Annotated in this window: 31 protein-coding genes and 1 tRNA gene; 13 read left to right on the forward strand and 19 right to left on the reverse strand. The window is 61.3% G+C overall.

Annotation, left to right across the window (positions count from 1 at the left end; all coding sequences use genetic code 11):
* The first annotated feature begins 12 nt into the window (after window positions 1–12).
* A complete protein-coding gene (locus tag HK439_RS11425) occupies window positions 13–273 on the forward strand; it encodes a CopG family ribbon-helix-helix protein (protein ID WP_190291631.1) in 261 nt (86 codons plus the stop codon).
* Between the two features lie 295 nt (window positions 274–568).
* Complete coding sequence (locus HK439_RS27345; RefSeq protein WP_209011747.1) at window positions 569–838, forward strand: type II toxin-antitoxin system RelE/ParE family toxin; 270 nt, start codon at window positions 569–571, stop codon at window positions 836–838.
* A 47-nt stretch (window positions 839–885) separates the two neighbouring features.
* Here the strand turns inward: HK439_RS27345 and HK439_RS11435 are convergent, their stop codons facing one another.
* Complete coding sequence (locus HK439_RS11435; RefSeq protein ID WP_190291632.1) at window positions 886–1,638, reverse strand: SDR family NAD(P)-dependent oxidoreductase; 753 nt, start codon at window positions 1,636–1,638, stop codon at window positions 886–888.
* A gap of 36 nt (window positions 1,639–1,674) precedes the next feature.
* Window positions 1,675–2,082: a YchJ family protein gene (locus HK439_RS11440; RefSeq protein WP_190291633.1), complete on the reverse strand. Its 408-nt coding sequence runs from the start codon at window positions 2,080–2,082 to the stop codon at window positions 1,675–1,677.
* Window positions 2,083–2,194: 112 nt separating this feature from the next.
* Here HK439_RS11440 and HK439_RS11445 point away from each other — a divergent pair, with 112 nt between their 5' ends.
* Entirely contained in the window at window positions 2,195–3,169 is a 975-nt protein-coding gene (locus tag HK439_RS11445) for an endonuclease/exonuclease/phosphatase family protein (RefSeq protein ID WP_209011732.1), read from the forward strand.
* Window positions 3,170–3,172: 3 nt separating this feature from the next.
* Here the strand turns inward: HK439_RS11445 and HK439_RS11450 are convergent, their stop codons facing one another.
* The 6 genes from HK439_RS11450 to HK439_RS27350 all read right to left on the reverse strand — a co-directional run bounded on the left by HK439_RS11450 (window position 3,173) and on the right by HK439_RS27350 (window position 8,284).
* The gene (locus tag HK439_RS11450) at window positions 3,173–3,499 is read right to left on the reverse strand and encodes a c-type cytochrome (RefSeq protein WP_235987807.1); all 327 of its coding nucleotides are present in this window, start codon (window positions 3,497–3,499) and stop codon (window positions 3,173–3,175) included.
* 179 nt (window positions 3,500–3,678) lie between these two features.
* On the reverse strand, window positions 3,679–4,797 hold the full coding sequence (locus HK439_RS11455) for a DegT/DnrJ/EryC1/StrS family aminotransferase (protein ID WP_190291634.1): 1,119 nt from the start codon (window positions 4,795–4,797) through the stop codon (window positions 3,679–3,681).
* Entirely contained in the window at window positions 4,794–5,711 is a 918-nt protein-coding gene (locus tag HK439_RS11460; protein WP_190291635.1) for a Gfo/Idh/MocA family protein, read from the reverse strand. The genes HK439_RS11455 and HK439_RS11460 overlap by 4 nt, the downstream gene beginning before the upstream one ends.
* Window positions 5,708–6,949, reverse strand: a complete 1,242-nt coding sequence (locus tag HK439_RS11465) for a glycosyltransferase (protein ID WP_190291636.1) — start codon at window positions 6,947–6,949, stop codon at window positions 5,708–5,710. The genes HK439_RS11460 and HK439_RS11465 overlap by 4 nt, the downstream gene beginning before the upstream one ends.
* The gene (locus HK439_RS11470) at window positions 6,939–7,781 is read right to left on the reverse strand and encodes a 3-keto-5-aminohexanoate cleavage protein (RefSeq protein WP_190291637.1); all 843 of its coding nucleotides are present in this window, start codon (window positions 7,779–7,781) and stop codon (window positions 6,939–6,941) included. The genes HK439_RS11465 and HK439_RS11470 overlap by 11 nt, the downstream gene beginning before the upstream one ends.
* 8 nt (window positions 7,782–7,789) lie before the next feature.
* Window positions 7,790–8,284: an acyltransferase gene (locus HK439_RS27350; RefSeq protein ID WP_190291638.1), complete on the reverse strand. Its 495-nt coding sequence runs from the start codon at window positions 8,282–8,284 to the stop codon at window positions 7,790–7,792.
* A gap of 212 nt (window positions 8,285–8,496) precedes the next feature.
* On the opposite strand from HK439_RS27350, the gene HK439_RS11480 reads away from it, so the two are divergent.
* Window positions 8,497–9,186: a hypothetical protein gene (locus HK439_RS11480; RefSeq protein WP_190291639.1), complete on the forward strand. Its 690-nt coding sequence runs from the start codon at window positions 8,497–8,499 to the stop codon at window positions 9,184–9,186.
* Window positions 9,187–9,226: 40 nt separating this feature from the next.
* Here HK439_RS11480 and HK439_RS11485 read toward each other — a convergent pair whose 3' ends face one another.
* The 3 genes from HK439_RS11485 to HK439_RS11495 all read right to left on the reverse strand — a co-directional run bounded on the left by HK439_RS11485 (window position 9,227) and on the right by HK439_RS11495 (window position 11,482).
* Window positions 9,227–10,606: an MFS transporter gene (locus tag HK439_RS11485; RefSeq protein WP_209011733.1), complete on the reverse strand. Its 1,380-nt coding sequence runs from the start codon at window positions 10,604–10,606 to the stop codon at window positions 9,227–9,229.
* Window positions 10,603–11,166 carry a chalcone isomerase family protein gene (locus HK439_RS11490; protein WP_190291640.1) on the reverse strand — a complete coding sequence of 188 codons (564 nt, stop codon included), beginning with the start codon at window positions 11,164–11,166 and terminating at the stop codon, window positions 10,603–10,605. The genes HK439_RS11485 and HK439_RS11490 overlap by 4 nt, the downstream gene beginning before the upstream one ends.
* Window positions 11,167–11,407: 241 nt before the next feature.
* A tRNA-Gly gene (locus HK439_RS11495) sits at window positions 11,408–11,482 on the reverse strand.
* 262 nt (window positions 11,483–11,744) lie between these two features.
* On the opposite strand from HK439_RS11495, the gene HK439_RS11500 reads away from it, so the two are divergent.
* The 4 genes from HK439_RS11500 (at window position 11,745) to HK439_RS11515 (ending at window position 14,374) form a co-directional block, all read left to right on the forward strand.
* Window positions 11,745–12,266, forward strand: a complete 522-nt coding sequence (locus HK439_RS11500) for a prolyl-tRNA synthetase associated domain-containing protein (protein ID WP_190291641.1) — start codon at window positions 11,745–11,747, stop codon at window positions 12,264–12,266.
* Between the two features lie 181 nt (window positions 12,267–12,447).
* A complete protein-coding gene (trxA, locus tag HK439_RS11505; protein WP_209011748.1) occupies window positions 12,448–13,389 on the forward strand; it encodes a thioredoxin in 942 nt (313 codons plus the stop codon).
* An 85-nt stretch (window positions 13,390–13,474) separates the two neighbouring features.
* Window positions 13,475–14,158, forward strand: coding sequence for an LON peptidase substrate-binding domain-containing protein (locus tag HK439_RS11510; RefSeq protein WP_190291643.1), 684 nt, complete (start codon window positions 13,475–13,477; stop codon window positions 14,156–14,158).
* Window positions 14,159–14,182: 24 nt separating this feature from the next.
* On the forward strand, window positions 14,183–14,374 hold the full coding sequence (locus HK439_RS11515) for a Trm112 family protein (RefSeq protein ID WP_190291644.1): 192 nt from the start codon (window positions 14,183–14,185) through the stop codon (window positions 14,372–14,374).
* Between the two features lie 22 nt (window positions 14,375–14,396).
* On the opposite strand, the gene HK439_RS11520 is transcribed toward HK439_RS11515, so the two are convergent.
* Window positions 14,397–14,717, reverse strand: coding sequence for a DUF167 family protein (locus tag HK439_RS11520; RefSeq protein ID WP_190291645.1), 321 nt, complete (start codon window positions 14,715–14,717; stop codon window positions 14,397–14,399).
* A gap of 17 nt (window positions 14,718–14,734) precedes the next feature.
* Window positions 14,735–15,025, reverse strand: coding sequence for a YggT family protein (locus HK439_RS11525; protein ID WP_190291646.1), 291 nt, complete (start codon window positions 15,023–15,025; stop codon window positions 14,735–14,737).
* A gap of 251 nt (window positions 15,026–15,276) precedes the next feature.
* On the opposite strand from HK439_RS11525, the gene HK439_RS11530 reads away from it, so the two are divergent.
* On the forward strand, window positions 15,277–16,083 hold the full coding sequence (locus HK439_RS11530; RefSeq protein WP_190291647.1) for a MipA/OmpV family protein: 807 nt from the start codon (window positions 15,277–15,279) through the stop codon (window positions 16,081–16,083).
* 75 nt (window positions 16,084–16,158) lie between these two features.
* On the opposite strand, the gene HK439_RS11535 is transcribed toward HK439_RS11530, so the two are convergent.
* The gene (locus tag HK439_RS11535) at window positions 16,159–16,908 is read right to left on the reverse strand and encodes a pentapeptide repeat-containing protein (RefSeq protein ID WP_209011734.1); all 750 of its coding nucleotides are present in this window, start codon (window positions 16,906–16,908) and stop codon (window positions 16,159–16,161) included.
* 320 nt (window positions 16,909–17,228) lie between these two features.
* Between HK439_RS11535 and HK439_RS11540 the strand changes: the two genes are divergently transcribed.
* On the forward strand, window positions 17,229–17,663 hold the full coding sequence (locus HK439_RS11540) for a L,D-transpeptidase (protein WP_190291649.1): 435 nt from the start codon (window positions 17,229–17,231) through the stop codon (window positions 17,661–17,663).
* A 375-nt stretch (window positions 17,664–18,038) separates the two neighbouring features.
* On the opposite strand, the gene HK439_RS11545 is transcribed toward HK439_RS11540, so the two are convergent.
* From HK439_RS11545 to HK439_RS11560, 4 genes are all read right to left on the reverse strand, one after another.
* Window positions 18,039–18,605 carry a hypothetical protein gene (locus HK439_RS11545; protein ID WP_190291650.1) on the reverse strand — a complete coding sequence of 189 codons (567 nt, stop codon included), beginning with the start codon at window positions 18,603–18,605 and terminating at the stop codon, window positions 18,039–18,041.
* A 125-nt stretch (window positions 18,606–18,730) separates the two neighbouring features.
* Window positions 18,731–19,513: a 3-hydroxybutyrate dehydrogenase gene (locus HK439_RS11550; RefSeq protein WP_190291651.1), complete on the reverse strand. Its 783-nt coding sequence runs from the start codon at window positions 19,511–19,513 to the stop codon at window positions 18,731–18,733.
* Window positions 19,514–19,689: 176 nt separating this feature from the next.
* Window positions 19,690–20,577: a 4-hydroxy-3-methylbut-2-en-1-yl diphosphate synthase gene (locus HK439_RS11555; protein ID WP_190291652.1), complete on the reverse strand. Its 888-nt coding sequence runs from the start codon at window positions 20,575–20,577 to the stop codon at window positions 19,690–19,692.
* Window positions 20,578–20,632: 55 nt separating this feature from the next.
* Window positions 20,633–21,463: a hypothetical protein gene (locus tag HK439_RS11560; RefSeq protein ID WP_190291653.1), complete on the reverse strand. Its 831-nt coding sequence runs from the start codon at window positions 21,461–21,463 to the stop codon at window positions 20,633–20,635.
* A gap of 189 nt (window positions 21,464–21,652) precedes the next feature.
* On the opposite strand from HK439_RS11560, the gene ispG reads away from it, so the two are divergent.
* The 3 genes from ispG to HK439_RS11575 are packed head-to-tail and all read left to right on the forward strand — an operon-like array spanning window position 21,653 to window position 24,562.
* Window positions 21,653–22,918 (forward strand): flavodoxin-dependent (E)-4-hydroxy-3-methylbut-2-enyl-diphosphate synthase, encoded by a 1,266-nt coding sequence (gene ispG / locus HK439_RS11565; RefSeq protein WP_190291703.1) that lies wholly within the window; start codon window positions 21,653–21,655, stop codon window positions 22,916–22,918.
* Between the two features lie 14 nt (window positions 22,919–22,932).
* A complete protein-coding gene (pdxY, locus tag HK439_RS11570) occupies window positions 22,933–23,835 on the forward strand; it encodes a pyridoxal kinase (protein ID WP_190291654.1) in 903 nt (300 codons plus the stop codon).
* Entirely contained in the window at window positions 23,828–24,562 is a 735-nt protein-coding gene (locus HK439_RS11575; protein WP_190291655.1) for a DUF429 domain-containing protein, read from the forward strand. The genes pdxY and HK439_RS11575 overlap by 8 nt, the downstream gene beginning before the upstream one ends.
* Window positions 24,563–24,665: 103 nt before the next feature.
* On the opposite strand, the gene HK439_RS11580 is transcribed toward HK439_RS11575, so the two are convergent.
* On the reverse strand, window positions 24,666–25,817 hold the full coding sequence (locus HK439_RS11580) for a L,D-transpeptidase family protein (protein WP_190291656.1): 1,152 nt from the start codon (window positions 25,815–25,817) through the stop codon (window positions 24,666–24,668).
* Window positions 25,818–26,172 lie beyond the last annotated feature (355 nt).

Genomic DNA, 26,172 nt, shown 5'->3' on the forward strand with positions numbered 1-26,172 from the left:
AAGGAGGCTTGCATGGCCAAATCCCCATTATCCGATCCCATTGCCACCCGAATCCCCGTCGATGTCCTGTCATCGATCGATGAGATTGCCGAAATGACCGAACGGACTCGCAGTTGGGTGATCGTTCGCGCCTTGAAGACCTATCTTCTCAATGAAGGTGCAGACATTCTGGCGTTCAAGAACGGTCGAAAGCAAATCGACGCAGGCCGGCATGAGGATATGGACGACGTCATTCGTGACATCGAGCAGATTGTGGCCGGCAAGGTCGCCTGATGCGCATACGCCTGTCGTCGTAGGCTGCGGATTATCTAGGGTCAGGATCCAATAATTTTGCTCATTCTGTTTGCCAGGGAAGGTTGGAATGAGCGTAAGAGCGAGCGCAGGACAGGTTGTTTCTATCCAAGCTCGATTTTGCGGTCAGGCCGGCCTTCCCTGGCAAACCCGTAGGGCGGGGCGTCTTTGCCTCCTGACAGCGTTAGAGACCCTTGAAAACCGGATGGTTTCCTGCGGCTCTCTGCCTTGTCTGCAGACAAAGCCACTCCCGCAGAATGTGTAAAATTATTGGATCCTGACCCTAAGATCCGAGGCTAAGTATCTGCGTGCTCACAGCCCCAAAGCCGCCCAGGATTTTCTTGTCGTCATTCAGGAAGCGCGCCGTAATCTACTGCGCTTCCCCGATCTTGGTAATGATTGGCGAAGCCTGCCCATCCCGGGTGCCCGAACGCTGGTGGCCGGAGATTATCTGCTGGACTATGTCTGCTCAGACGACCTGATCGAGGTCATCTCGATCAGGCACGGCAGGCAGCATCCTCTTACTCCGGATCCGGATGACGAATAGCCTAATCATTCCGGATATCCGTCCCGTCTTATTGGGACGGCTTCGCCTCAGATCGATCCGGCCTCGACCATGTAGTTGTTGGCCGTGCACATGGCGGCGTCGTCGGAGGCGAGAAACAGGACCATGCGGGCGAGGTAGACCGGTTCGATCAGGTCCGGCAGGCACTGGCTTTCGCGCTGCCGGTCCAGCTTCTCCGGCGTGGTCCAGAGTTCCTTCTGGCGCTCGGTCATGACCCAGCCCGGCACCACCGTGTTCACCCGGATGCGATGTCGGCCGAGGTCGCGGGCAAAGGAGCGGGTCATGCCGTGCACGGCGGCCTTGGCGGTGGTGTAGACAGGCATGCCGCCGACCGCCTCGAACCAGGAATTGGAGCCGAAGTTGATGATCGAGCCCTTGCCGGCGGCGATCATGCCCGGCGCGACCGCCTGGATGGCGAAGAACATGTGACGCAGGTTGGTGGCGATCCGCTCGTCGTAATAGTCGGGCGTCACGTCCTGCCAGCCGTGGCGGTCGTCACGGGCGGCGTTGTTGACCAGGACTTCCGCCGGTCCGATCGCCGCCTCAAGCCCGGCAAAGGCCGCTTTCAGCGCATCGATGTCGCGCAGGTCGCAGGCGATGAAATGAACGTTGCCGCCAAGTTCCGCGGCGAGCGCCGTGCCGTTTTTCTCATCCAGATCGACGAAGCCCACTTTTGAGCCCTGGTCGGCAAAGGCTCTGACCACTTCCGCGCCGATGCCCGACGCGCCGCCGGTCACGAAGACGACGCGGTTTTCCAGGCTGGGATAGCCGGCGAATTGCATGGGTTTTCTCCATTCTTGGCAAGCTTCGGACGGGTTTCAGGCCTGACTTTCGGGCAGGGCCTCAACGTAATACCAGCGTCCGGCCTTCTTGCGAAAGCGGCTGAGTTCCCGGTGGGTGTTGAACCTGACGCCGGCAAGGAACTTCGCTTCGAACAGAACCGTGCCTTCCCGGTCTTCCGCCGTGCCCTTTTCCGTTTTCAGAACCGTCAGGCCGGTCCAGTGGTTCTCCGCGGCCCATCGCGCCGTGCCGGCAAAATCGAAACGTGCCTGCTCCTTCGGCCAGAGCGTGTCTTTCAGGTAATCGATCTGCTGAAGCACATAAGCCGTGTAGCGCGAGCGCATTAGGGCCTCGGCCGTTTCCGGAACGCGTTCGCCGGCGAGACAGGGGCCGCAACAGGCGGACAGGCTGCGGCCCGAGCCGCAGGGGCAGTCTGATTCGCTCATCGGGATCTCATCTAAAAAACCAGTGCCTTGTCCTATCACCGGCTGTCGGGCAAGGCTATGGTCAGAGACTGTGTCTCGAAAAAACGAAACCCGAACGTTGTGGAAGAAACCCTTGATCCGGCTGGCCACGTTCAACATTGAATCCTTCGGGGATGACAAGTTCAAGGCGGAGCGGCTGGAGCCGAGGATCAGGGCATTACGCCCGAAACTTCTGGAACTGGAAGCCGATATCCTCTGCCTGCAGGAGGTCAACGCGCAGAAGCTTCCCGGCGAAAGCGAACGGAAATTCCTGGCGCTCGATGCGCTTCTTGCCGGGACGCCTTATGAGACGTTTCACGCGGTGACCACGACACGGCCCGATGCCCCGTCCCCCGGCGACCGGCACAATCTCGTCGTGCTGAGTCGGTTTCCCGTTCTTGAAAGCAGGATCCACCACGAGGCCGCCATGCATGTGCCGCTGTGGCAGCCGGATCATGCGAGCCCGGCCATGGACGCGCCGGAAGCGCTTTCCTTTGACCGTCCGGTCCTGGAACTGACGCTCGATATCGGAGGAGAGACGCCGCTTCACCTGTTTGCGGTTCATCTGCGCGCACCGATCGCAGCCCCGATCCCGGGGGGCAAGACGGCGCCCAAGGTCTGGAAAAATGTGCCGGCGTGGGCAGAGGGTTATTTTCTGGCCTCCATGATGCGGACGGTGCAGGCGCTCGACCTGCGCCTGAAAATAGACGGTCTGTTCGATCGTCACCCCGAGCCGCTGATCGCGGTTGCCGGCGATTTCAACGCCACGGAGGATTCCACCGCGCTGCGCCTGCTGTTGGCCGATCCGGACGACACCGGCAACCCGGATCTGGCGAACCGCCAGCTCTTTCAGCTCGATGCGGCCCTGCCGCCGGAACTGCGCCGGACCGTCATTCACAAGGGCCGCGGGCAGGCGCTGGATCACATCCTGGCAAGCCCGGCGCTATTCAGCCGGATGCGGGATATCGAGGTTTTCAACGACGACCTGGCCGACGAGGTGCTGGACGAGGGCACGCTCGCGGAAGACGGCTCGTTTCATGCCGCCGTCCGCGCGTGTTTCGAATTCTAGAGGCTATTCGGAAAGCGAGCTGATGTAGCGCGCGATATCCGCGATCTCGCCGTTGGAAAGCGTCATGTTCGGCATCTTGGGATGGGGATCGGCGAGAAAGATCTTCAGCCCCTCCTCGTCGAAACCGGGCGCCTTGGCAACGTCGTAGAAGCTCGGCACGGAAGCGCCGCTGACCTTTTCCTGATCGTTGGAGACAAGGTGGCAGGCCGAACACCACTGAAGGGCGAGTTCCTTGCCGTGGTCTGCATCTGCCGCAAAACCCGGACCGGCGGCCATGGCGGTGATGACTGCTGCAAATCCGGTGCGTTTGAGCGTGTTCCAGCCTGTCAAAGCAAACTCTCCCTCGTCGCTGCCTGAACGGGATTTTCAGGATAACCCCCGGCAGACTATGCCATTCGCACCTGATCAGTCACCTTGTCTGAGGTCAAGGTCCCATGAAGTGATTGTGTAAAACGGGACCCGCACCCCGGAATAGGCCTTGTACGCCAAACAGCCGCCCGACACCTGATTCATTTCGTGAGCGCTTTGCACAAGGTCTCAGCGACAAAGTCCACCTGATCGTCGCTCAGGGCCGGATGGATCGGCAGGCACAGCACCTTCTCCGCCATTGCCAATGCATTTTCGAGCGATCCCGAACAGCGGCAGTCCTGCAGAACCGGTTGCCGGTGAAGCGCCTGCGGATAATGGACTGCCGTCTGAATGCCGGCGGCTTCCAGCGATTTCGCGACGTTCTCGCGATCCTTGACCACGACCGCATATTGGGATCGTGCGCTGTGCCCGATCCCCTCATCCGTCACGAAATCCAGCAGACCGGACCTGCGGGCATCGCCGAGCAGCCGGTCATAGGTCCGGCCGATGTGGCGGCGCTTTTCCAGCAGCGGTTCGAACATTTCCAGCCGGACAAGAAGAGCGGCGGCAGCCATGGAACCGAGCCGGCCGTTCAGGCCGGTGCGGACATGATGATATTTGCCGGATTGTCCGTGGTCGCGGATTTCGGCCAACCGCTTCGCCGTGTCCGCGTCATCGGTAAAAAGCGCGCCGCCGTCACCGGCGCCTCCCAGCGCCTTGGTGGGAAAGAAGCTGGTGCAGCCGATCCCGGCCAGCGTTCCGCTGGATTTGCCGTTCCGGGTTGCGCCCAGGCTCTGGGCGGCATCCTCGATCACCGGGACACCCTTACGTGCTGCTATTTCATTGATCCTGTCGAAGTCGGCTGGCAATCCGAAAAGCGAAACGGCGACGATGGCCCTGGTCCGGGGCGTGATTGCCGCTTCAAGAGCATCGGGGTCGATGAGCCCGGACGGCACCTGCACGTCCACAAGGACGGGCGAGGCGCCCAGGATCAGGGCGCATTCCGCAGGTGCAATGAAGGTGAAGGCCGGAACGATGACCTCGTCGCCCGGCCCGATGCCGAGCGCCATCATCGCCATGAGGAGGGCGGTCGTTCCGGAGGCGCAGCTTATGGCGAAGTTCGACCCGACAGTCGCTGCAAGCCGCTGTTCGAGTTCGGCAACCTCCGGACCGGCGACAAACCGGCCGTGGTCGAAGACGTCTGCGATGCGTCTGAGCGCCTCGGCGCGGACAGGTTCCCACTCGGCGGAAAGATCAACGAAGGGGACTTTCGGCGTCACGCAAATCTCTCGGCGGGTTCAAGCACGGGATCGCCAAGCGCGCGGATGCGCTCGATCAGATGATAAACGGCCAGAGCGTCGGATGCGGTTGCCAGTTCAGTCTCTCCGCCGTGGCAGGCGTCTACAAAGGCCTGGGCCTGCCGCGTCAGCGGGTCGAGGCGTTTTCCGCACATGAAGTCGAGAAGATCGTAGTCCTCCGCCACGCCGTCTGCCGCCGAAATTTGGACCGTCCTTTTCCGGCAATCTTCACCGTGACCGGCGCTCAGATCGTACCTGCGCGGTCCGAAGTCCAGACGGCACCGGACGTATTCAAGGCGGTCAACCGGTCCGCGGGTCTCCAGCAGATCGATCGCGCAATCGGTGGAGCCTTCGTGCCTGATGATCCAGTCCAGATCGTGGATCATCAGGTCGGAAATCACATCCGCTTCGCCGGGCGCACCGGACCCTTGAGACAGGCGTTCGACGCGAATATCGCCCGCCTGCCTGCCAAGCCGGGCGGTGCAGTTTTCAATTTGCGGGTTGAAACGCTCCACCTGTCCGACGGCGAGAACCGCGCCGCCTGCGCGTGCCGCGGCGATCATTTTCCCGATCTCGCCGGAACTGAGCGCCAGGGGCTTTTCGACCAGGCAATTCACGCCCCTGGCGAGGAGCGGCAGGGCAACTTCGGCATGGTTGTCAGCCGGAACGGCGATGATCGCGGCATCGAATTCGCCGGCAAAATCGGCGGGGTCGGAGGAAAAGCGCAGGCCGTTCGCGGCGCCTGCCCTGCCTGCGTCGGTATCGACCACGCCGGCCAAATCGACTGACGTCAGTCCGGACAGGCACTTCAGATGCAACTGCCCCATCCGTCCGAGGCCGATCAAAAGAACCCGGACCGGAAGCCGCTGGAGGGGAGAGGAAACGATCGTGTTCAAAGCTTCAGCCTGCCAAGAATGAATTTCAGTTTCGACGACTTGATTTGGTTCGATTTGCTCCGGGCCGCTGCCAGCTCCTTTTCGTGCTCGGCCCTTTCGTTCCGGAGCTTTTTTTCAAGCTCGGGAACCTTCTCCGCTTCCCTGGACACGCGGGCCAATTCCGCCTCGGCGTTTTTCCGGTCGCGGATGTTCTGGTCGGCCGCCTTGATGCGCGGCGACAGCGCGCCGGCAAGATACTCCGAGATCGCGGCAAACCGCGCTTCGTCCGTAATGGCCGGGCCCAGCTCCCGCCAGCGGTCGATGGCATTGCGGTACAAGCCGATCCAGGCGTCGGCAACAGCCTCCATGTCGGCGCTGGAGCGGATCGCCTGCGTGACCCTGCCTGCAGCGGCCGCATTATAGAGCTTCAGTTCGCGTTCCACATTGTCGCTGGTAAACGCCTGCTGCTGCAGGGTTCGAATGCCGAAATTCAGGCCCTGGAAGGTTGCCAGGTTCTCCGGCGTGACCATCCCGGCGAGGCGTTCCTTGTCGGCGACCACGACAGCGCATCCGGACGCCATTGCCTCGATTGCCGAGCGTGCCTTGGCGAATACGATGTCATAATCGGCAAGGATCATTTCCGGGTGCGCCACCGCATTGCCGGAAGCCTGACCGACGATATCAACCTTGTCGATCCCGAGCCGGTCGCAGGCTTGCCTTATGGCTTGCGGGATCTCGGGCCTTGTATTGCTGAAGACCAATGCGGAACCCGGTTTTTCCGGCAGTTCGCGCACCCGGTGAAACCGCTTGAGATCGACGAAATTGTAAAGCGTGGTGATTTGTTCCGGTTCGATGCCGTGGGTCGTCAGCAGGCGTTCCCGGCACAGGTCGTCGACGGCGACGTATCTCATGATGTTGGGAAAGGCCGGCGGCAGTTCCGGCCAGGGAACCCAGCCGTGACAGGTGTAGACGACCGGCACGTGCGGGAAATGCGTCGCGGCGGTCATGGTTTCCAGGTGATGCTGGCCGTGGATGATGTCCGGGGCAATCGCCATCTCGTTCAGGTCGTCGATCACGGGGATCGTGGCGGCGCGCAGCTCGTTTGCCACCGCACCGAGCGTCCGGCTGTAGGCGACAGGAAAATGCCCGCGCTTCATGAAGGAGATCGCAAGGTCCCTCAGATAAAGCTCCGACCCGGCCCGAAGGCTCAGGGTGTTGTTGGTCATCAGGATGCGCAGCGGACGGGTCTCAGGCGTCATGGCGGCCGATCCCGAGTGCTTCGCGCACCTGGCCCGCACTGGCGAACGACTTGCCGAAGGTTGTGCCGAGTTGCCGGATTCTCCCCACCATCTGCGCGTTCGTTGCCGGTTGTTTGCGCTCGGCATCCAGCCAGAGAAAATCCTCCAGTCCGACCCGCACCCCGTTTCCGAACAGCAGCCCCAGGGCGTTCGCGGCAAGCTGTGCGGCGCCGATACCGCCGGCGCACCAGTAAGCGTTATCGGGCAGGTCTTGGGTGATGGCGGCCAGATGGAGCGGTGTCGCCTGCGCACTGGCGAGGTTGCCGAGCAGAATATTGAAATAGTGGGGCCCGGTCAGGATGCCCCGGTCGGCCAGGTAATTGGCGTAGTTGACCATCCCGGCATCGAACACCTCGAGCTCGGGGCGTATCCCGCGCTCGGCCATGGTTTCGGCAAGCCGTGTCACCATGTCCGGGGCGTTCACGCTTTCGTTCCGGGCGAAATTCATCGAGGCAAGGGTCAGGCTCGCCATGTCCGGCTTGAGGTCGCCTTCCAGAAACAGCGGATCGCTGCGGTGTTTAAATTCCGGAAAGTTCCGCCCGCTCAGTGACACGCAGATGATCACATCCGGATGGGTCTCCCGGATGCCGCCGATAATCCGGGCATAGACCTCCTTGCGCCAGGTCGGCTTTCCGCTCTCGTCACGGGCGTGCACATGCAGGATCGTCGCGCCGAGATCGGCGCAGCGCCGGCAATCGGCGATGATCTCCTGCGGCGAAATGGGAACATGGGGCGACATGTCCCTGGTCGGAACCATTCCCGTCGGCGCAAGATTGAGAATGAGGTCCTTCATGGCGAACGCTATGCCGGGGCGTCGGGAGCAGGCTGCCTGATCCGGGCCGGATTGCCGACGACCAGCGCGCCGGGCGGGACGTCTTTCGTCACCACGCTGCCGGCGCCCACAACTGCGTTTGCCCCGATCCGCACGCCGGGAAGGATCGTGCTGCCGCCGCCGATTTTCGCACCCTTTTCGATATAGGGGTAAATCATCGGATCGCCCTTCAGCTTGTCGTTCAGGGTAACGACATGCGGCCCGATGAAGACGTCGTCCTCGACCGTGACGCCGCGGGTGATGTGGCAGGCGGTCTGGATCGAGACGTTGTTGCCGATGGTGCAGGCGCAGATGTTGCAATGGGATCCGATCGTCGTTCCGGTTCCCACCCGGGCGTCCCGGTGAACGATCGTCATCGACCCGACGCGCGAGCCTGCCCCGATGACGACATTGTCCTGAACCTCGGTCAGGCCGGCGTTGTAAAACAGGACGTCCGGAAACCGCTCTTCCAAGCTTTTCTGCATGTTGTCACCAAAAATACCCTAGCGTCTTTTTACTGAAATTTGACAATGACATATCATCGCCATCCGGCAAACTCATCAGAAAACTCCGGGTGCCCAGGTCAGGCCATCAGGGGGTAAAGGCGGACTGGTCATGCCGGGCCGGATCCCCTTTAATGCCGGCACCGGCATAACCGGGTCCCCCGGTGGCTCTTTCTTGAAACTGGATTTCCCATATGTCTGATGTTCAGCGCCTCGGCGAGAAAATGGCTCAAGCCCAAGGCTTTCTCGGCGTTCCGACCCATCGGTTCGACGAGGGCGGCCGCCGGCAATTCATCGCCCTTCTCCGGGAAGGCCTGGCACCGGAAACGAGGCTTTGCGAAATCGGCTGCGGCTGTCTCCGGACCGCCTACTGGCTGATCCGCTTCCTCGATAGCGGCGCCTATTGCGGCATCGAACCCCATCGCGACCGGGTCAAATGGGGGCTGGAAACCCTGTTCGACAAGGACATGCTCGACCACAAGGCGCCGCGCTTCGACTACAATGCGGATTTCGACCTGTCCGTCTTCGGCCGGACCTTCGACATGTTTCTTGCCGGTTCCATCTGGACCCATTGCGCCAAGGGGCACATCGAAACCATGCTGGACGGCTTCATCAACAATTCCGAGGACCACGCCATATTCCTGGCCTCCTATCTCGCCCCGACCGACGCCGAGCCTGATTACAAAGGCGACGTCTGGGTCGGCACCAGCCACGAGTCCACGGAAGCTGGCATCGTGCGCCACAGCCCTGCCTGGATAGAGGCCCAATGTATCCGGCGCGGTCTCCGGGTCGACTTCCTGCCGGGCAAGGCCTTCGACGGCCAGACCTGGCTGCGGGTCCAGCGCAAGGCGGTGAAAAGGTTTCCGAACGGGTTGGCGGATTGAACGGTAAACCCGGAAAATGGTTCCGGAGTTTTGATCAGCCTCACCTGAGAGATCCAGTTTGATCGTTAGCGGATGACTGGTCTGTGCGGAAACGGGACGTGAGCGTGTTTTCCGCCATCAATAGCCCGATCAGGGCCGCGACTTTCAAGGTGCAAGGCAAGGCGGCATAGGCCAGGCTGAGAACCCGGTCGAGTTGCGGCGTCATTTCGTTCCCCGGTGCGTATCCGAGCAGGCCCAGGATGGGCAGGGCCATGCCCGTGGCCGCGGCCAGAGATGACTTTGACAAGAACGCCATGAACGAAAACAGGCGAGACGCTTCGCCCTGGCGCTTGTCCGCCTCGATATGATCGGCGAGCAGTGCCGGCGGCAGCGCCAGGTCCGCACCGAGCGCAAGTCCGGACAGGCCGCAAACGACGGCGTAGGCCGCCAGGTCCCCGCGCCCCAGCAAGGCCGCCCAGATGAACGTGACCACGGCGAGGCCGAGCGACAGTTGCCAGGCCCGAACTTTTCCAAATCCGGCAGCAAGGCGGATCCATAGTGGCATGGAGGCCGTGCCGGCCAGGAAGTAGATCAGAAGGAACAGTCCCGTAAGGGCTTCGGCCCCCAGTCTGTCTCGGACGAAAAACAGCACCAGAACCGCTGGAATGGCGCTGGCGAAGGTGTTCAGCAGCACCAGGGAGAAAAAAGTCGCTCGCCAACGGTCTTTAAGCATTGTTCGCCAACTTTCCGGCGGGGAGGTTGTCGATGGCAGAGACAGCCTTGCCGACTTCAACCACACCATCAAAAGAAAGAAGGCGCCGGCGAGCAGAGGCAGATACGCAAGGGTGAGATAGTGAAAGGCAAGCGTTTGTCCGGTCCACTGTGTCAGCAAGGTCGGAGTGATCGCGGCGGCCAGCAGGCCCAGGAGCCCGAGCGCCTCCCGGCCGCCGGTGATCCGCGTCCGCTCAGCCGGGGACGTCTTCCACAAGCCGCCGAGGGTCTGAAGATTGATGGTTACGACGGAAAAGCCCGTGGTGCATATCAGGACCGAAACGGCAAACCAGGTGAGGGGAGCTGATGCGATCGGATGAAACAGCATCCAGAAGCCGCCTCCCAGCATCACCGTTCCGGCCAGCAAGATAGCCGGTCTGCGGGCATGAAAACGGTCGCTGAGACTTCCGATCAGCGGATCCTGGACGGCATCGATCAGGCGCAGCGCGAGCAGGACCAGACCCAGGCTTGCCAAGGGCTGGGCCAGTGTGACCGCATAAAAGTCGGGCGCATGGAGATAGATCGGCAGTCCCGCGGAGGACAGGGGAAAGGCAAGGGCGCCATAGGTCAGCAGCGCCTTGGCCGGGATCCGCGTTTGAGTTGCCGGATCCCGACAAGACGATCGGTCCGCCGATGCGGATTGGAGCAGTGACGCGTCTGCGTCGTTCACGAGTCCACGCCAACCAGTTTGGCGCGCAGTTCAGGGTTTCCCGTGCGGTCCCCGAGCCAGATGGAAAAGAAGTGCCTGGTGAAGGCCGCGTCGGAAATCGTACCTATTCTCCGGTTGCCAAGATAAAAGGCGGCGTTGCCGGATGACGTCCTTACGCCTGTGATGGACTGCCCTGCGGAAACGTTCGGAAAGATCGCTTCCATCTGCGGGATCCATTTTTCCAGTTCTCGCTCCGACGCACCCTGCTTGCGCATCTCGTCGGCAGACCTCTTGGCAATGGCACTGCCCTTGAAGTTGCGGAGATAGGTCAGCTTCAAGGCGAACGGCTCTGTTGGCGAATAGGTTCCACCCGGTGCGTGAAGCTCGGCATCAAACACCTTGAAACCCAGGAAGGTGAGGCGTCCCTTTCCCACCAGGTCCGCCGAGGGCACATGATTTGCCGCCACGCCAAGATCCGCCCGTGCCGACACCAGGCTTGGCGGAGACATCAAGGCGACCGAGACGATGGCGCCAACGAGCAGACAACGAAAATTCCAATTGCCAGTGTTGAGATTTTGCATCGAACCCTCCTGTGATCGTACAGGAGATACGCAGAAACACGCAGGCCGGATTACCGGGCGTGTCGTTGTTGACTGGGACGAGAGCGGCCGGCCTGCAGACAAAAACAGTCCTTCGGAGCAATGCGCCTACAGATCGGCAGCCGGTTCATTCCGCGGCGCCTTTGGAAGTTTTTGGGGGTTGAGATACAATGGGCCAGAAACAACAAAAGCCGCGGAGATCCGCGGCTTTTGTTTTGGAATTTGGAGCGGGCGATGGGATTCGAACCCACGACCCCAACCTTGGCAAGGTTGTGCTCTACCCCTGAGCTACACCCGCATTTTTGTCCGACCGCGTCGCTTCATCAGCGCCGTCCGTCGGCGAGGTGCGCAGTATATGGACCAAGCCGGGACGGATTGCAACAGGCAAATTCAGCAAAATTTTTTGCGACCTCCATTGTGGATCTTTTGTGGATGCATCGGCGCAGGGTCAAGGGAAGATCAAGGGAAATCGGGGCCTGTAGCCGCAATGGCGTTCTTGAGACGCGGGCCGGTTCGGGTTAGACAGCGCAGGAGATGAGTAAAATTTTTAGGGGACCTTGATGCCTGCCAGCCGCGACGACCTGATGGAATTTTTCGACAGCCTCGGGATCAAGGTCACTACCGTGGACCATGAGCCGGTCTTTACCGTGGCGGAATCCGGCGACCTGCACGAGCTGATCGAAGGCGGGCATACCAAGAACCTGTTTTTGAAGGACAAGAAGGGCCGGCTGTTCCTGGTCGTCGCCCTGCATGACGCCACCATCGATCTGAAGAAGATCCATCAGTTGATCGGCGGGCAGGGGCGTGTGTCCTTCGGCAATGCGGATTTGCTGATGGAGGTCCTGGGCGTCACACCGGGGTCGGTGACGCCGTTTACCCTGATCAACGACCGCGAGGCGCACCGGGTCACGCCGGTTTTCGACGCGGCGATGATGCGCCACGACATCCTGAATTTTCACCCCTTGTCGAACGATGCGACGACAACGATTTCGCGCGACGATCTGCTTGCTTTCGCCAGGGGCTGCGGCCACGAACCGCAGGTGCTGGCGGTCAGCGAAGAAGCGCAATCGGCGGGTTTGTAATTCGGCCCTGACGGGGCCATGTTAGGGACAACTTGCGGCGTGTGCGGGACACGCATCCGAAAGCGCCGCAGCAGCGGATAAACGCCCGGGAAACCGCGGCGTCTGAAAAATTGAGGCATAGACGATGAACACTGGCAATTATTCCGTGGGCGGCCAATTCGGCGGCAGTTTCGGCGGAGGCATGGGCGGAAGCTTCGGCGGCGGAAATGGCGGCGGTACCGGTAACGGTGCTGGCAACGGAACTGGGGAAGCCGGCGACCTGATCAAGGAAGTCTCCACCCAGAGCTTCATGCAGGACGTGATCGAGGCCTCGAAAACCCAACCGGTCCTGGTCGACTTCTGGGCGCCGTGGTGCGGCCCGTGCCGTCAGCTGACGCCGGTGATCGAGGCTGCGGTGACGGCGGCCAAGGGCGCGGTCAAGCTTGCCAAGATGAACATCGACGAACATCCGGAAGTGGCCGGCCAGATGGGCATCCAGTCGATCCCGGCCGTCATTGCCTTCAAGGACGGACAGCCGGTCGACGGCTTCATGGGCGCCCAGTCGGAAAGCCAGGTGAAGGCGTTCATCGAAAAGCTCGGCGGCGCGGCCCCGGTCAGCCAGGCGGACCAGTTCCTGGAGCAGGCCGAGGCGCTGCTTGAAGCCAAGGACTTCGGACAGGCAGCCCAGCTTTTCGGCGCAGCCATGCAGGCGGAGCCGGACAATGTCCGCGCCATTTCCGGACTGGCTCAGTGCTACCTCAGCGTGAACGAGGTCGAACGCGCCAAACAGGCACTGGAGATGGTGCCCGCGGACAAGCAGAGCGATGCCGCCTATATGGCGGCCAAGGCCGCTCTGGACCTGGCCGAACAGGCGGAGGCGCTCGGAGATCTTTCGGAGTTCGAGGAACGCCTTGCCAAGGACCCGCTCGATCATCAGGCCCGGTTCGATCTGGCACTGGGCCTGAACGGCAACGGCGACAGGACCGGGGCGGTCGATCAGCTGATCGAAATCGTCCGCCGCGACCGGGAATGGAACGAGGACGGCGCGCGCAAGCAGCTTCTGCAGTTTTTCGAAGCCTGGGGCGCCAAGGAGCCGGCGACCAATTATGGACGGCGGAAGCTGTCGGCGGTCCTGTTTTCTTGACGTCACGCCGGACAGCAACAGATATCCATGAACGGCGGGCGCAGTATTGCGGCGCCGGACACGAAGATCTGGAAGGCTTGAAGTGATGCAGGCGGGAAATGCGATCTATGAAACCATTGCGGACTTGCCGCCGGTTCTTCCGGTGTTTCCGCTGGAAGGTGCGCTCCTCCTACCGCGGACCCAGCTGCCGCTGAATATCTTCGAGCCGCGGTACATCGACATGGTCGATGCGGCTCTTGCCGGAAACCGGCTGATCGGCATGGTCCAGCCCTCGCCGGACATGATCCAGATGGATCCGGATCATCCGGTTCTCGCTCCGGTCGGCTGCGTCGGCCGGCTGACCAGCTTCCAGGAATCCGGCGACGGGCGCTATCTGATCACCCTGCAGGGGGTCACCCGGTTCGCCCTCGGCCGGGAACTCGACACGATCACGTCATTCCGGCAGGTGGAATGCGACTTTGCCGCCTTCTCCCATGACCTGACAACTGGCATCGGCGAAGAGGATGTGGACCGGAACGGCCTGTTGAAGGTGCTGCGCGACTACCTCGATGCGAACAACCTGGAAGCGGACTGGCAGAGCGTGTCGGAAGCGGAGACGGAAGTGCTGGTCAACGCGCTGTGCATGATGTGCCCCTACGGCGCGCAGGAAAAACAGGCGCTTCTGGAAGCCCGGGACCTGAAGACGCGGGCGGAGACCCTGATCGCCATTACGGAGATGGACCTCGCCAGAACGAACAACGGCGGCGATGGCGGAACGACCCTGCAGTAGATGCGGGTTCCGCGGGAGTGGGAAATGAACGAACAGACAGAACGCAAGGTCGACCGCAAGCTCCTGGAACTCCTGGTCTGCCCGGTCACGAAAACCACGCTGGAATATGACGCGGAACATCAGGAACTGATTTCCCGGGCCGCGAAGCTGGCCTATCCGATCCGCAACGGCATTCCGATCATGCTGGCGGAGGAAGCAAGGCCCCTGGAAGACTGATCGGCGGCAGCCGGTGCGGCGCTCATTCCGAACAGATCGAAGCGAGTGCGGCGGCGAACTGATCCGCGTCGCCACTCAGCCGCAAGATTTTGATCCGGGAAGTCGAGCCGCTTTCCAAGTCGACAGCCGATTTCGGCAGGCCGACAGCCTTGGCGACCAGCTTGATCAGAGCGGTGTTCGCGGCACCCTTTTCGGGAACGGCCCGGACCCGGGCCTTGAGCACGCAGCGTCCATCGGCGAGCTGTTCGATGCCGTCGATCCCGTCTTTTGACGATTTCGGCGTCAGGCGCACATCCACCAGAAGACCATCGCCGGATCGCCGCCAGGGATGGTCTGTGGACACCGATTGGGCTCCAGGCCTTAATAGACGTTTGGTGCGATATAAAGAACGATGATGTTTTGAATCAGGAAGATGCCGAGCAGCAGAATGATCGGCGAAATGTCGATGCCGCCGAGGTTCGGCATGAAGCGGCGGATGGGGCGAAGCACCGGTTCGGTCAGGTTATAGAGCACCTGCCCGATCATCGCGACCAGCTGATTGCTGGAATTGACAATGTTGAACGCGTAGAGCCAGGAAAAGATCGCGCTGGCGATGACCACATAGATGTAGAGGTTCAGCGCCATCATAATAACGTTGAGAATTGCCAGCATCAGTTTTCGTCCATTGCCAATTTGGGGCCAATTTGGGTTCGTCTTGCTGCTTCATGTAGCTTTCTCGCAGCGTTCCTGCAAGACGCAGCGTGTCCCGGCGGGCGTTACGGTAAATGCCAAATCCTCTTTCAAGCCATTTACCGGTGCGTAAATGCAACAGATCGCGACAATCGGTTTTGCCGTATACCGCCGGTAATCTTTTTCTGTGCTAATGTCGCCTCAAATTCGAATTAAAGTCCTCGGGAATCCAGATGGCCACTCATTTCGCACGCTGCCTGTTGAGCGCAACCGCCCTTGCGGCACTCGTTGTTCCGGTCCAGGCACAGGATGCCTATCCGGCGGCTCCGCAACCGACGCGCCAGTACGTGATCGAACTCGGCGGCGGCGCAATGTACCAGCCCCGTTATGAAGGTGCGGATACCTACCTGATCTATCCGTTCCCGATCATTTCGGTGGCGAATTTCTATTTTCCGGGTTTGGGCCAGATTGCCGACGAGCGGAAGAAGCGCGGCTTCTTCGTTTATCCGTCGTTCAACTATATCGGCGAACGCAAAGCCAGCGACAGTATCGACCTGACCGGCACCAACACGGTCAACTGGGCGCTGGAACTCGGGCTGGGCGCCGGGTTCCGGACCGAATATTTCCGCGCCTTCGCCGAGTTGCGCCAAGGCTTCAACGGTCATACCAGCCAGGTGGGCCAGCTTGGCGCCGACGCGATCTTCTATCCCACGGACAAGATCGAATGGAGCATCGGTCCGCGCACGAGCTTCGCCGCCGGCGATTACATGGATACCTATTTCGGGGTGAGCGCGGCCGAAGCGGCTGCAAGCGGCGGACGCCTGACCGCCTATAATCCCAGCGCCGGGTTCAAGTCCGTCGGTCTGGCGTCGCGCATCAGCTACAACCTCACCGACAATGTCCGGCTGCACCTGCAGGGTGGTTACGATCGCCTGGTCGGGGATGCCGCCTCCAGCCCGATCGCCAAGGCGGGCGAAAGGAACCAGTTCAATGTCGGTCTCGGAGCGACCTACCGGTTTTCGTTCGATCTGTTCAACTAGATCTCGATCGAACCCCACATGATCCAGCAGAAAAAAGCGCGGCCTGAGCCGCGCTTTTTATGTGAGGCGCCCTGATCAGGAACAGGGCTCCAGGGTTATGCCCTTCGGCAGCTTCGTCTCCGCATCGCCGCACGCCCCGATGATGCGTGCCGGATCGAGGCCTTCGACACCGGTCAGATCGGCGCCGGGAAGGCGTGTGTGGCGCAGAAGGGCTTCGGAAAGGTCCGCATTCTTCAGGTTCGCGCCTGTCAGGTCTGCGCTGGAGAGGCGGACCCCGCTCATGTCGGCGCCCTCGAAGGAGGCACCCACGCCCTTGATCCGGTCCAGGTCGGAGTGTTTCAGGCGGGCGCCGGAGAGGTCCGCACCGGACAGGTCGCTCCGTTCAAGATCGACGACATCCATCTTCGCGCCCTTGAAGCTGGCATGGGCCGCGTTGACCCGGATAAGGGTGCTGTCGCGCAGATCCGTGCCGGTGAGATCCGCGCCTTCCAGGTTCGTCTCGTTGAAGTCGGTGTTCCTCAGGTCCGCCCCCTTGAAGATGGCGCGGGGAAGGTTCGCCTTTTCCAGATCGGCACCGCGCATGGACGCGCCGGTGAAATCCGCGGCCTGCAACTCCGCGCGCTCTGCTTCCGTCCGGCGCAGGTCCGCCTCGCGGAAGGAGCTGTTCGGCAGGACGGCGCCCTTCATGTCGGCTTCACGCAAGATGGCGCCGTCGAAATTCGCGCCGTCGATATTCAACTCCCGGAGTTCGCCCAGCCGGAGGTCGCAGTCCTTGCAGCCCTTGTCGGCATTGATCTTGTCGATGTCCTGTGCGGATGCAGGCATGGCCGTCGCGGTTATGACGCCTATGACAGCAGCGGAAAGAAATACGCGGATATGCCTTAACGAATGTGTGGATCGCATGTCGGTTCCCTGATCCTGCTTTACCTCAATCACATAGGTCGTCCCCGTGGCACCTTAAAGGCATGTTGGCGGAGAATGCCAGACTAGGGTGCGGATTCATAAAATTCTGTTTTCAGGCCGGGTATCGGCCAAGCCCGCCATTTACGTTAAATGAGGTATCCGGCCGGCTGATTTCGGACTGTTGATAGAAAAGAAAGGCTATTCATGCTATCTCTGCCCCGTTCTCATGATGGGGGTAAGTAATGCGTTTTCTCAAAGCCCTTTTGGTGTCTTGTTTTGTTTTTACGATCTGGTGCGCCGGTTCCGGGGCGAATGCCGCAACCATCGTTGCCAAAGTCGATTTGTCAGACCAGAAGATGCGGGTCTATATCAACGGCATTCCGAGACATTCCTGGCCGGTATCGACCGCGCGGCGCGGATATCGCACACCGGTCGGAACGTTTCGTCCCGGGCGTATGCACGTGCGGTATTTTTCGAAGAAATACCATAATTCGCCCATGCCCTATTCGGTCTTCTTTTACGGCGGCTATGCAATTCACGGCACCACGGCCATCAAAAACCTGGGCCGGCCGGCCTCGCACGGCTGCATCCGGCTGCACCCGGACAATGCGGCCCGTCTGTTCTCGCTGATCAATGAAAACGGCAAGCAGAACACAAAGATCATCGTGACCCGGTAGGCCGAAGCCGCCGGGCAAAATTTCGCATCGATTTTCCTGAAAGGGACGGAGGGAAGAAGCAGGCGGGGTCGCAGTTGCCTGCCTCTTCCATCCATTGTCGCTGACGACGCACAACCTGACAATCAGCGTGCCATTGCTATCGCAAAAGCCTTGCCAACTGGTTTCCACGCCGCCGGTCACAAGACCTAGAGGCGTGTCCGGTGCTTCGTCTCAAGATATTGATTGCCTTAAGGAACAAGTAACGATGCCTGCGTTGCGAAATGCAAGGCAGGATGCGACCCGGACCTTAATGGCGCTTAACCTCCGACAGGAAACCGGCACTGATTTCGCCGGCCGATGCTTCAGGTCAGCGCCGACCGGCCGCGGGTGGCGGGCTTATTGAAACGGATTGTCGCTGCCACCGCTGCCGCCGCTACTGCCGAACGGGTTGTCCGTGGGTTTGGAGTAGTTGTCGCGCCAGTGCTTCGCGCAGTCGAACAGGGCCGACAGCATCCGGCTCGTCTGGTTGAGGCTGAAGTGCATGGTCTGGTTCGCGGCGACGATGGTCAGCATGCTGCCATGGCGGAACCGGTTGAACAGGCGATCGTCGCCCGGAAGCGGAACTTTCACCTGGTTGGGGGCGATCACCGTTGCCGTGCCCTCATATGTCTTGCTGCGGTCGACCCGGTATTCCACTGGGTACGTGTCGCCTTCGGTGAGTTTCCAACTGTCATTGGCCAGTCCCAGCGCCCAGGTCAGGTCGCGGTGTATGGAAAAAACCAGCGTGATCCCGCTCTTGTAATCCGCCGATGCGGCACAGTGGCTGAATTCGCCTGTCTGGGTATGGGTATAGGCGCCGCCATCCCAGTTTCCAATTGTCAGCTTCGAAATCTGCTCGGCCCCGGCAGGCAGGACAAAAAGCAGACTTCCCAAACACGCGGCGGCAATCGATCTGTACCACATTTTCGGTTCTCCTCCCTATGCGGTCCCCTATGATGTGCCAGGAACGGGGTCTTGGCAATTTGGGGTAACACGCACAGGTAGGAGTGCCGGTTGTGTGCCTTTACATGCGGCCGTTCGGGCCGCGACTACTGGGCCGTCCAGCCGCCGTCCATCGACAGAATGCTGCCGGTAATGGCGGAGGCGGTCGGCGAGCAAAGGAAGACCGCGAAGCCCGCGACCTGCTCGACGGTGACGAACTGCTTGGTCGGCTGCGCCTGCAGCAGGACATCGCGCTTGACCTCATCTTCGGTCATGTTGCGCGCCTTCATGGTGTCCGGGATCTGGGCTTCCACCAGGGGCGTCCAGACATAGCCCGGGCAGATCGCGTTGACCGTGACACCCTGCTGGGCAACTTCCAGCGCGACGGTCTTGGTCAGGCCGGCGATGCCGTGCTTGGCGGCCACATAGGCGGATTTGTAAGGCGAGGCCACCAGCGCATGGGCCGAAGCGGTGTTGATGATCCGGCCCCAGCCGCGTTTCTTCATGCCCGGCACGGCCGCGCGAATGGCGTGAAAGGCGGAGGACAGGTTGATGGCGATGATCGCGTTCCACTTGTCGATCGGGAATTCGTCGACGGGCGCCACGTGCTGGATACCGGCGTTGTTCATCAGGACATCGACGGAGCCGAGCTCGTTTTCCGCATTCGAGATCATGTTCGCGATTTCGTCCGGCCTGGTCATGTCGGCGGCCGAATAGATGCAGCGGACGCCGAAGTCCTTCTCGATGCCGGAACGCTCGGCCTCGATGGCATCCGCCTCGCCAAAACCGTTGATCACCACATTGGCCCCCTGTTCGGCAAACGCCCGGGCACAGGCGAGCCCGATCCCGGAGGTGGAGCCGGTGACGACAGCGGTCTTCTTTTCGAGCATTTGATATCTCCTCATCAATAAAACGGGATTGAAGGCGGCAGGCCTGTCTGTGGCGTTTCCCGTTCCCTTTGTTCTGGCGCGCCGAGGCCGCAGCAATTTGAGTTCGGTGAAACTAGCACAGACTGATTGCGGTGCAGCATGATGATTTTGTAATTGTGAGAATCGGCCTTACGGGTTCAAGGTTTGCGGAGCCGCCGTACCCTTGCGAGCGCCTTTTCCGCCTTTTTCCGGGCAATCACCCGGCGCGCGTCCGCCGTTTCATAATCCGTCCGGGTCAATCCCAGCCGGGCCGCGAAGCGCTCGCGGATCAGGCCGTAAAAGGTGGCGTGAAGACTGGCGAAAATCCACACGCCGATCAGTGTCAGTCCCGCCGGAAACAGGGCCGAACGGATCTGGATCATGGTCGGATCCGCGGGAAGAACGGCGTTCAATGCCTGGAGCGCCAGCATCCAAAGCCCGATCAGGCATCCCGCCAGCAGGCTCATGACCAGAGCGGAAAAGGCCATGGCCCAGCCGAGACCGGAGGTTGCCCGCCAGGAGTCCTTCAAGGTGAGCGGATCGTCGACAGCGGCTGCGGGAAGGATGACGGAAAATTTCTGCACCACCATCAGCGCCACGAACGGAGCGGCGAACAGGAGAAACAGCCCGATCCCGGCCGTCACCGCTGCCAGCAGCAGCGCGGTAATGATGAGCGGGACAAGGGCCGCGACCCCGATCAGGCTCAGCAGGATCTGGTTCAGGATCACGTTGAGCGTCCGCTTGCCGATGCTGAGCGGAAAATCATGGGCGTCGATCAGGATCCGCCGCACATAGGCGATGGCGATGGAAAAGCCCAGCAGGGCGTTTGCGAGCACTGCCAGAAGGCGGAGCCCGCCCTCATCCGCGGCTGCCACCGGCTCGGTCATGTAGGACACGGTCGAAAACCCGGCGGTCGGCGAAAGGGTCGCTCCGATCGCGAAATTCACTGCGACCAGGACCAGGATATAGGCCCAGCCGGTCCGGAACAGCGTGCCGATATTGTGCTGGGCGAGCGACCAGGACCGTTCAAGCAGAGTGAGGAACACGGGCGAAATACTCCCTTCGCAATCCGGGTCAGAATCCGGCTCTGATATAGCAATTTCAGTCCGGGTTTGAAGGCGTCTCCCCAAAGTTCGCATGTTGCCGTTCCAAGGCGATCCGGTAGGCGGCGGAGATCACGGAGATGCTCAGCACGGTCAGGATGATCTGCAAAAGAACGTTCAACAGGGCGAGCTTGATCGCGATCAGAAGCGCCAGCAACCCGCCGCCGGCGACCATCTGTGACAGGTACTGCAGCCCGAGGGCAACCAGCACGAACGGGAGGACGAGAACGACACCGGCACCGATCATGGGCCAGCCGAGGCCCTGTCCGAGCTTGTGGGCTTCCTTCAGGCCGATCGGGCGTTCGATCGCCACAGCAGGCAGCGAGAGATAAAGTTGGACGATATGCGGTATGATAAATGCGCTCAGGACCAGGAAGCTGACAACGGTGACAACTGGGACGCCGATCAGGATATCGAGCATGGTGCCGAAAAGGCTTACGAACAGTTCGAGAGGCAGAAATATCGCGATGGTAATGAGCCCGATCAGGAACATTTTCAAAATGAAACGGCCCTCGATCGCTCCGACGCGCAAATGGATGAGCCCCGGCTGCTCGCCGAGCAGACCGAACCGGTGCCAGGCGACGGCGATCGAAGCAGAGGCCACGATTGCGACAATCACCACGAGGAACGCCGCAAGCATCTGGGCCGGGGACACCTGAACCGGTTGGCCTGCCGTGACGGCCAGGTCGTCGGGAGGGCTTCCAAGGATCACCTGCAGCACAAGCAACAGGACGAATTGCAGGACAAACCAGGCGCCGCAGACCTTGAAGACCGTTTCCAGGTTGCCGAAAACGAGGGAGAAGGAGTCATTGAGAATGCGTCTGAACACGTGGGCCTCTTGGTCCGATTCTAAGTGCAGGTTGTTTTTATTGTCGTTTTTACCAGTTTAGAGGGAAGGGGCGAATTGTCATCAGGCTTTGACATGCCCTGACCATTGCCCTTTTGCCGAAGGAACACTAATCAATCGGTATGAATGCCCTGTCACGGAAAACGACGGCAAACTGAATTGGCTGATCCCATGATCGACGATTTCGCAAAACCCCTGCCACGACGGGTATCGGTGCCTGTCCGCGTCGGCAATGTCACGGTCGGCGGCGATGCGCCCATCGTGGTGCAGTCCATGACCAATACGGATACGGCCGATGCGGATGCGACGGTCGCCCAGGTGGCGGCCCTGGCGCGCGCCGGGTCGGAACTTGTCCGCATCACCGTCGACCGGCCGGAAGCCGCGGCCCAGGTGGCCCGGATCAAGGACCGGCTCGACCGGATCGGGATCGACGTGCCGCTGGTCGGCGACTTTCATTATATCGGCCACAAGCTGCTGGCGGATTATCCCGACTGCGCGGCCGCGCTCGACAAGTATCGGATCAATCCGGGCAATGTGGGCTTCAAGGCCAAGCGGGACACCCAGTTCTCGCAGATCATCGATCTGGCGTTGAAACACGACAAGGCAGTGCGCATCGGCGTCAACTGGGGATCGCTCGACCAGGAACTTCTCACCCGGCTGATGGACGAGAACGCGGCAAGTGACACGCCTGTCTCGGCTGCCGCGGTCATGCGCGAGGCGATCATCCAGTCCGGTCTCTTGTCCGCCGAACGGGCCGAAGCGCTGGGCATGGGCCGGGACAGGATCATTCTTTCGGCCAAGGTCAGCCAGGTTCAGGACCTGATTGCCGTCTATGCCGACCTTGGCCGGCGCTGCGACTACGCCCTGCATCTCGGGCTGACCGAGGCGGGCATGGGAACCAAGGGAATCGTGTCGTCCGCCGCCTCCATGGGCATCCTGCTGCAGCAGGGGATCGGCGACACGATCCGCGTCTCGCTGACGCCGGAACCGGGCGGCGACCGGACACGGGAAGTTCAGGTGGCCCAGGAGCTTCTCCAGGTGATGGGCTTCCGCGCCTTCGTTCCGGTGGTGGCGGCCTGTCCGGGCTGCGGGCGGACCACGTCGACCGTGTTTCAGGAGCTTGCCAGCGACATTCAGGAGCATATCCGGGTGTCGATGCCGGTCTGGCGGGAACAGTATCCGGGCGTGGAAAGCCTCAATGTGGCGGTCATGGGCTGCATCGTGAACGGGCCGGGGGAATCCAAGCATGCCGATATCGGCATTTCGCTTCCCGGCACCGGCGAAACGCCGTCCGCCCCGGTCTTCATCGACGGCGAGAAGGTGGCGACCCTGCGCGGTGAGGGGATTGCCGAAGACTTCAAGCAGATGGTTCTCGACTATATCGAAAACCGCTATGGTCGCGGCGCCTCCCAAGCGACCCCGGCTAAAAGCGCCTGACGAAAGACCCGGACATGAACATCACTCAAGGCCAGCCGGCGGCGGCCAAGAAGCCCTTGCTGGTCGTTACCTCCCAGGTCGTGCGCGGCGGGATCAGCGGCCGCGGACTGGTTTTCTCCCTGGAGCGGCTCGGCCATTCCGTCTGGTTTCTGCCGACGATTCTGCTGCCTTGGCATCCGGGTCAGGGCAAGGGTACCAGGATTACGCCGAGCCCGGCGGATTTTTCCTCGATAGTGGCCGATCTTGCGGCTTCGCCCAAGCTTGGCGAGATCGGCGGCGTCCTGACGGGCTATCTCGGCCATCCGGACCAGGCCGCAGCGATTGCGGAGCTGGTAAAGGCGGTCAAGCGCCATACCCCCGACGCGCCTTACGTCTGCGATCCGGTCATGGGAGACCGGACCGATGACGGTGACGGCGGTCTTTACGTGCCGCAGGCAACCGCGGAGGCGATCCGCGACACGCTGGTGCCGCTGGCCGATATCGTCACGCCGAACTGTTTCGAACTGTCCTGGCTGACGGGGCGCGAGGTGAAGAGCGAACTTCAGGCCTTGTCTGCGGCCCGGACGCTGGGATCTGACCGGGTGCTGGTGACATCGGCGCCGGCGCTTCGGCGCAATGCGATCGCAAACCTTCTGGCAGGACCGCGCGGCGCGGTGGTTGCCGAGCATGCCATGGTTGCCGATGCGCCGCACGGCACCGGGGATCTGATTGCCGGGCTGTTCCTGTCGCGGCACCTCGACGGCCTGTCCGACGAGGACGCGCTGGTGCGTGCCGCCGGGTCCGCCTTCGAACTGGTTGCCCGCAGCGTGAAAAAGGGGGCGGACGAACTGCTGTTCGCCGAAGAGCAGCAATCGCTTGGCCGGCCGATGGCCCTCGTCTCGAGCCGCCGGGTTCTGGAAACCACGAGCCGTGCCTGACGGCCCGGACTGGGTCGCCGGCGTCGACGGCTGCAGGGCCGGCTGGGTTGCGGTCCTTTGGCGACTGGGAGAACCGGCAGAGGTTCGTCTGGCGGTGTTTTCCTCCTTTTCGGAGGTTCTTAAACATTCCCCGACCGTTTCCGTCATCGCCGTCGACATGCCGATCGGCCTTCCCGACAGGATCGGAGCCGGCGGACGCGGACCGGAAAAGGCGGCACGCCGGCATCTGGGCGAACGGCAGTCATCGGTCTTTGCGGTTCCGGCACGTAGCGCGGTCTATGCCGAGGACTATGCTCAGGCCTGCGAGATCGCGCAGACGACCTCCGAGCCGCCGAAGAAAGTCTCCAAGCAGGCCTTCTACCTGTTTCCGAAAATCCGCGAGATCGACGGGCTGATGACACCGGAACTGGAGGCGCGTGTTTACGAGGTCCATCCCGAACTCGCCTTCTGGCGCCTCAACAACGGCGAGGCGATGAGCCTGCCGAAAAAGATCAAGAGCCGCGCCAACGGGCCGGGTCTCGATCAGCGCCGGGACCTGCTTGTCTCCTGCGGCTTTGAGCGGGATTTCCTCGACCAAAAGCCGCCGCGCGGCTGCGGACGGGACGATCTTCTGGATGCGGCCGCGAATTGCCTGATTGCGGAGCGGATCGCCAATGGAGGTGCGGAGCCGTTTCCGAAGGATTTCCAGCGCGACGGCAAGGGCCTCAGGATGGCGATCTGGGCCTAGAGTTTCACTTTCTGGACGGGAAACTGGCTGCACTGCTCCCTCTCCCATGGGAGAGGAAATTAGGGGGGCGGCGGCAAGCGCCATCGTCAGAACAGGAATGTCTCTAAGGCTTCGGAGCAGGCGTCGCAGTCGTCTCAATAGGTCCGACCGTGCCTTCGGTGTCTTCCGTTTTGGAACCGAAGGGGAGCCAGCGCTTGAAGAAACCGGCCGTCGGGCTTTCCTTCTTTTCCGGCTGGAGGGCGACCGCCTGGGTCTCTACAGCCGTTCCGGGCCGGGTCTGCTGGGGTGCCGGCACGACGGACGCGGTTGCCTCGGTGGCAGCGGGTTCCGTGTTTTCAGACGTTCCGTCCGTGCTTGCTTCGGCAGATCCGCCGAGAATGTTGGCGAACTTGGTCTGACGTTCCTCCCAGCGCTTTTCGCGTTCGGCGCGCGCCTCGTATCTAGCGGCCAGCTGCTGGAATTTCTCGTCGTCCTTGCGCTGCTTTTCCTGAACCAGCTGCTGCAGCCGGGGCGGAACCTCATAGGCCGGACATTTCGCGGCCGCGCGGAAGGGAACGCCGTCCACCAGCGGTGTGGCGTCGAAAACATATTTCTTTTCGCAGAAGGAGATTTTCGGCGGGACCTTGGTGAGCTCGAAGTGATCGTAGCCGACCTTCAGCATGCCCCAGAAATCCATGTACTCGCTGTCATAGTGCTTGGCCATGTTTTCCGGGGTCATGCGGAACGGAAAGGCCTGGACCTGGAAGGAACGCTGGCCGCCCTTGAAGCTGTCGCGGGCAAGCGCGTAAATGTCCTGGACCTGGGCATCGGTCATGGCGTAGCAGCCGCGCGACGAACAGGCGCCGTGGACCATCAGATTGGTCCCAGTACGGCCATAGGAGCGGTCATACTGGTTCGGGAAGCCCAGGTTGAAGGCCAGGTGGTAGCTGGAATTCGGATTCATCAGGCCCGGGGTGATTTCGTAGAAGCCTTCCGGCGCCTGGCGATCGCCTTCCTTGATTTTCGGGCCGAGTTTTCCCGACCATTTGCAGATCTCGAAGGACTGAAGCAGCGCAAACCGGCCGTTGCGTTTTTCCTTCCAGACCTCAAGGGTGGATTCCTCCTTGAAGATCCGGATCATGATCGGCGACGTCGACGGCATGTCGAGATCGGTCATCTTGCGCTTGATGGGGTCGCTGACAGGGCGCTGGGCCTTCGGGCCGTAGCCGAGCTCATCGGGCTGGCAGGCGGCGAGAACTCCGGCAACGAGAACCATTCCCGCGATCCTGCCGGCAATCCGGCCCAAACCAGCGGTGCCTGGAAACCGTGTGACTGGATACTGTCTTGTCGGAAGGCGCCATGCCGCCATGTGATTTTCCCAAATACGCTTCATACCGTTGGTGGTCGTGTCCTGAGCGGCGTTTCCCGCTGTCGCAGAATTCCGTCATCCGGACCCGCACCCCAATCCCGATTATCTATGAGATTATGGTTGCCAGCAGGTTACCTAAAACAGTCCGCCTGTTGGAAGACTACGGTTCAGCACGTTTTCGTCAACGCCTGACTGCCCCTAAGTTATGTATGGACATCAGCCAAGTCGTTCAATGCCCTGAAATTCTGGCCAAACAACGGCA

The sequence above is a fragment of the Roseibium aggregatum genome (assembly GCF_014692675.1).
GTDB classification, from domain to species: Bacteria; Pseudomonadota; Alphaproteobacteria; order Rhizobiales; family Stappiaceae; genus Roseibium; species Roseibium aggregatum_C.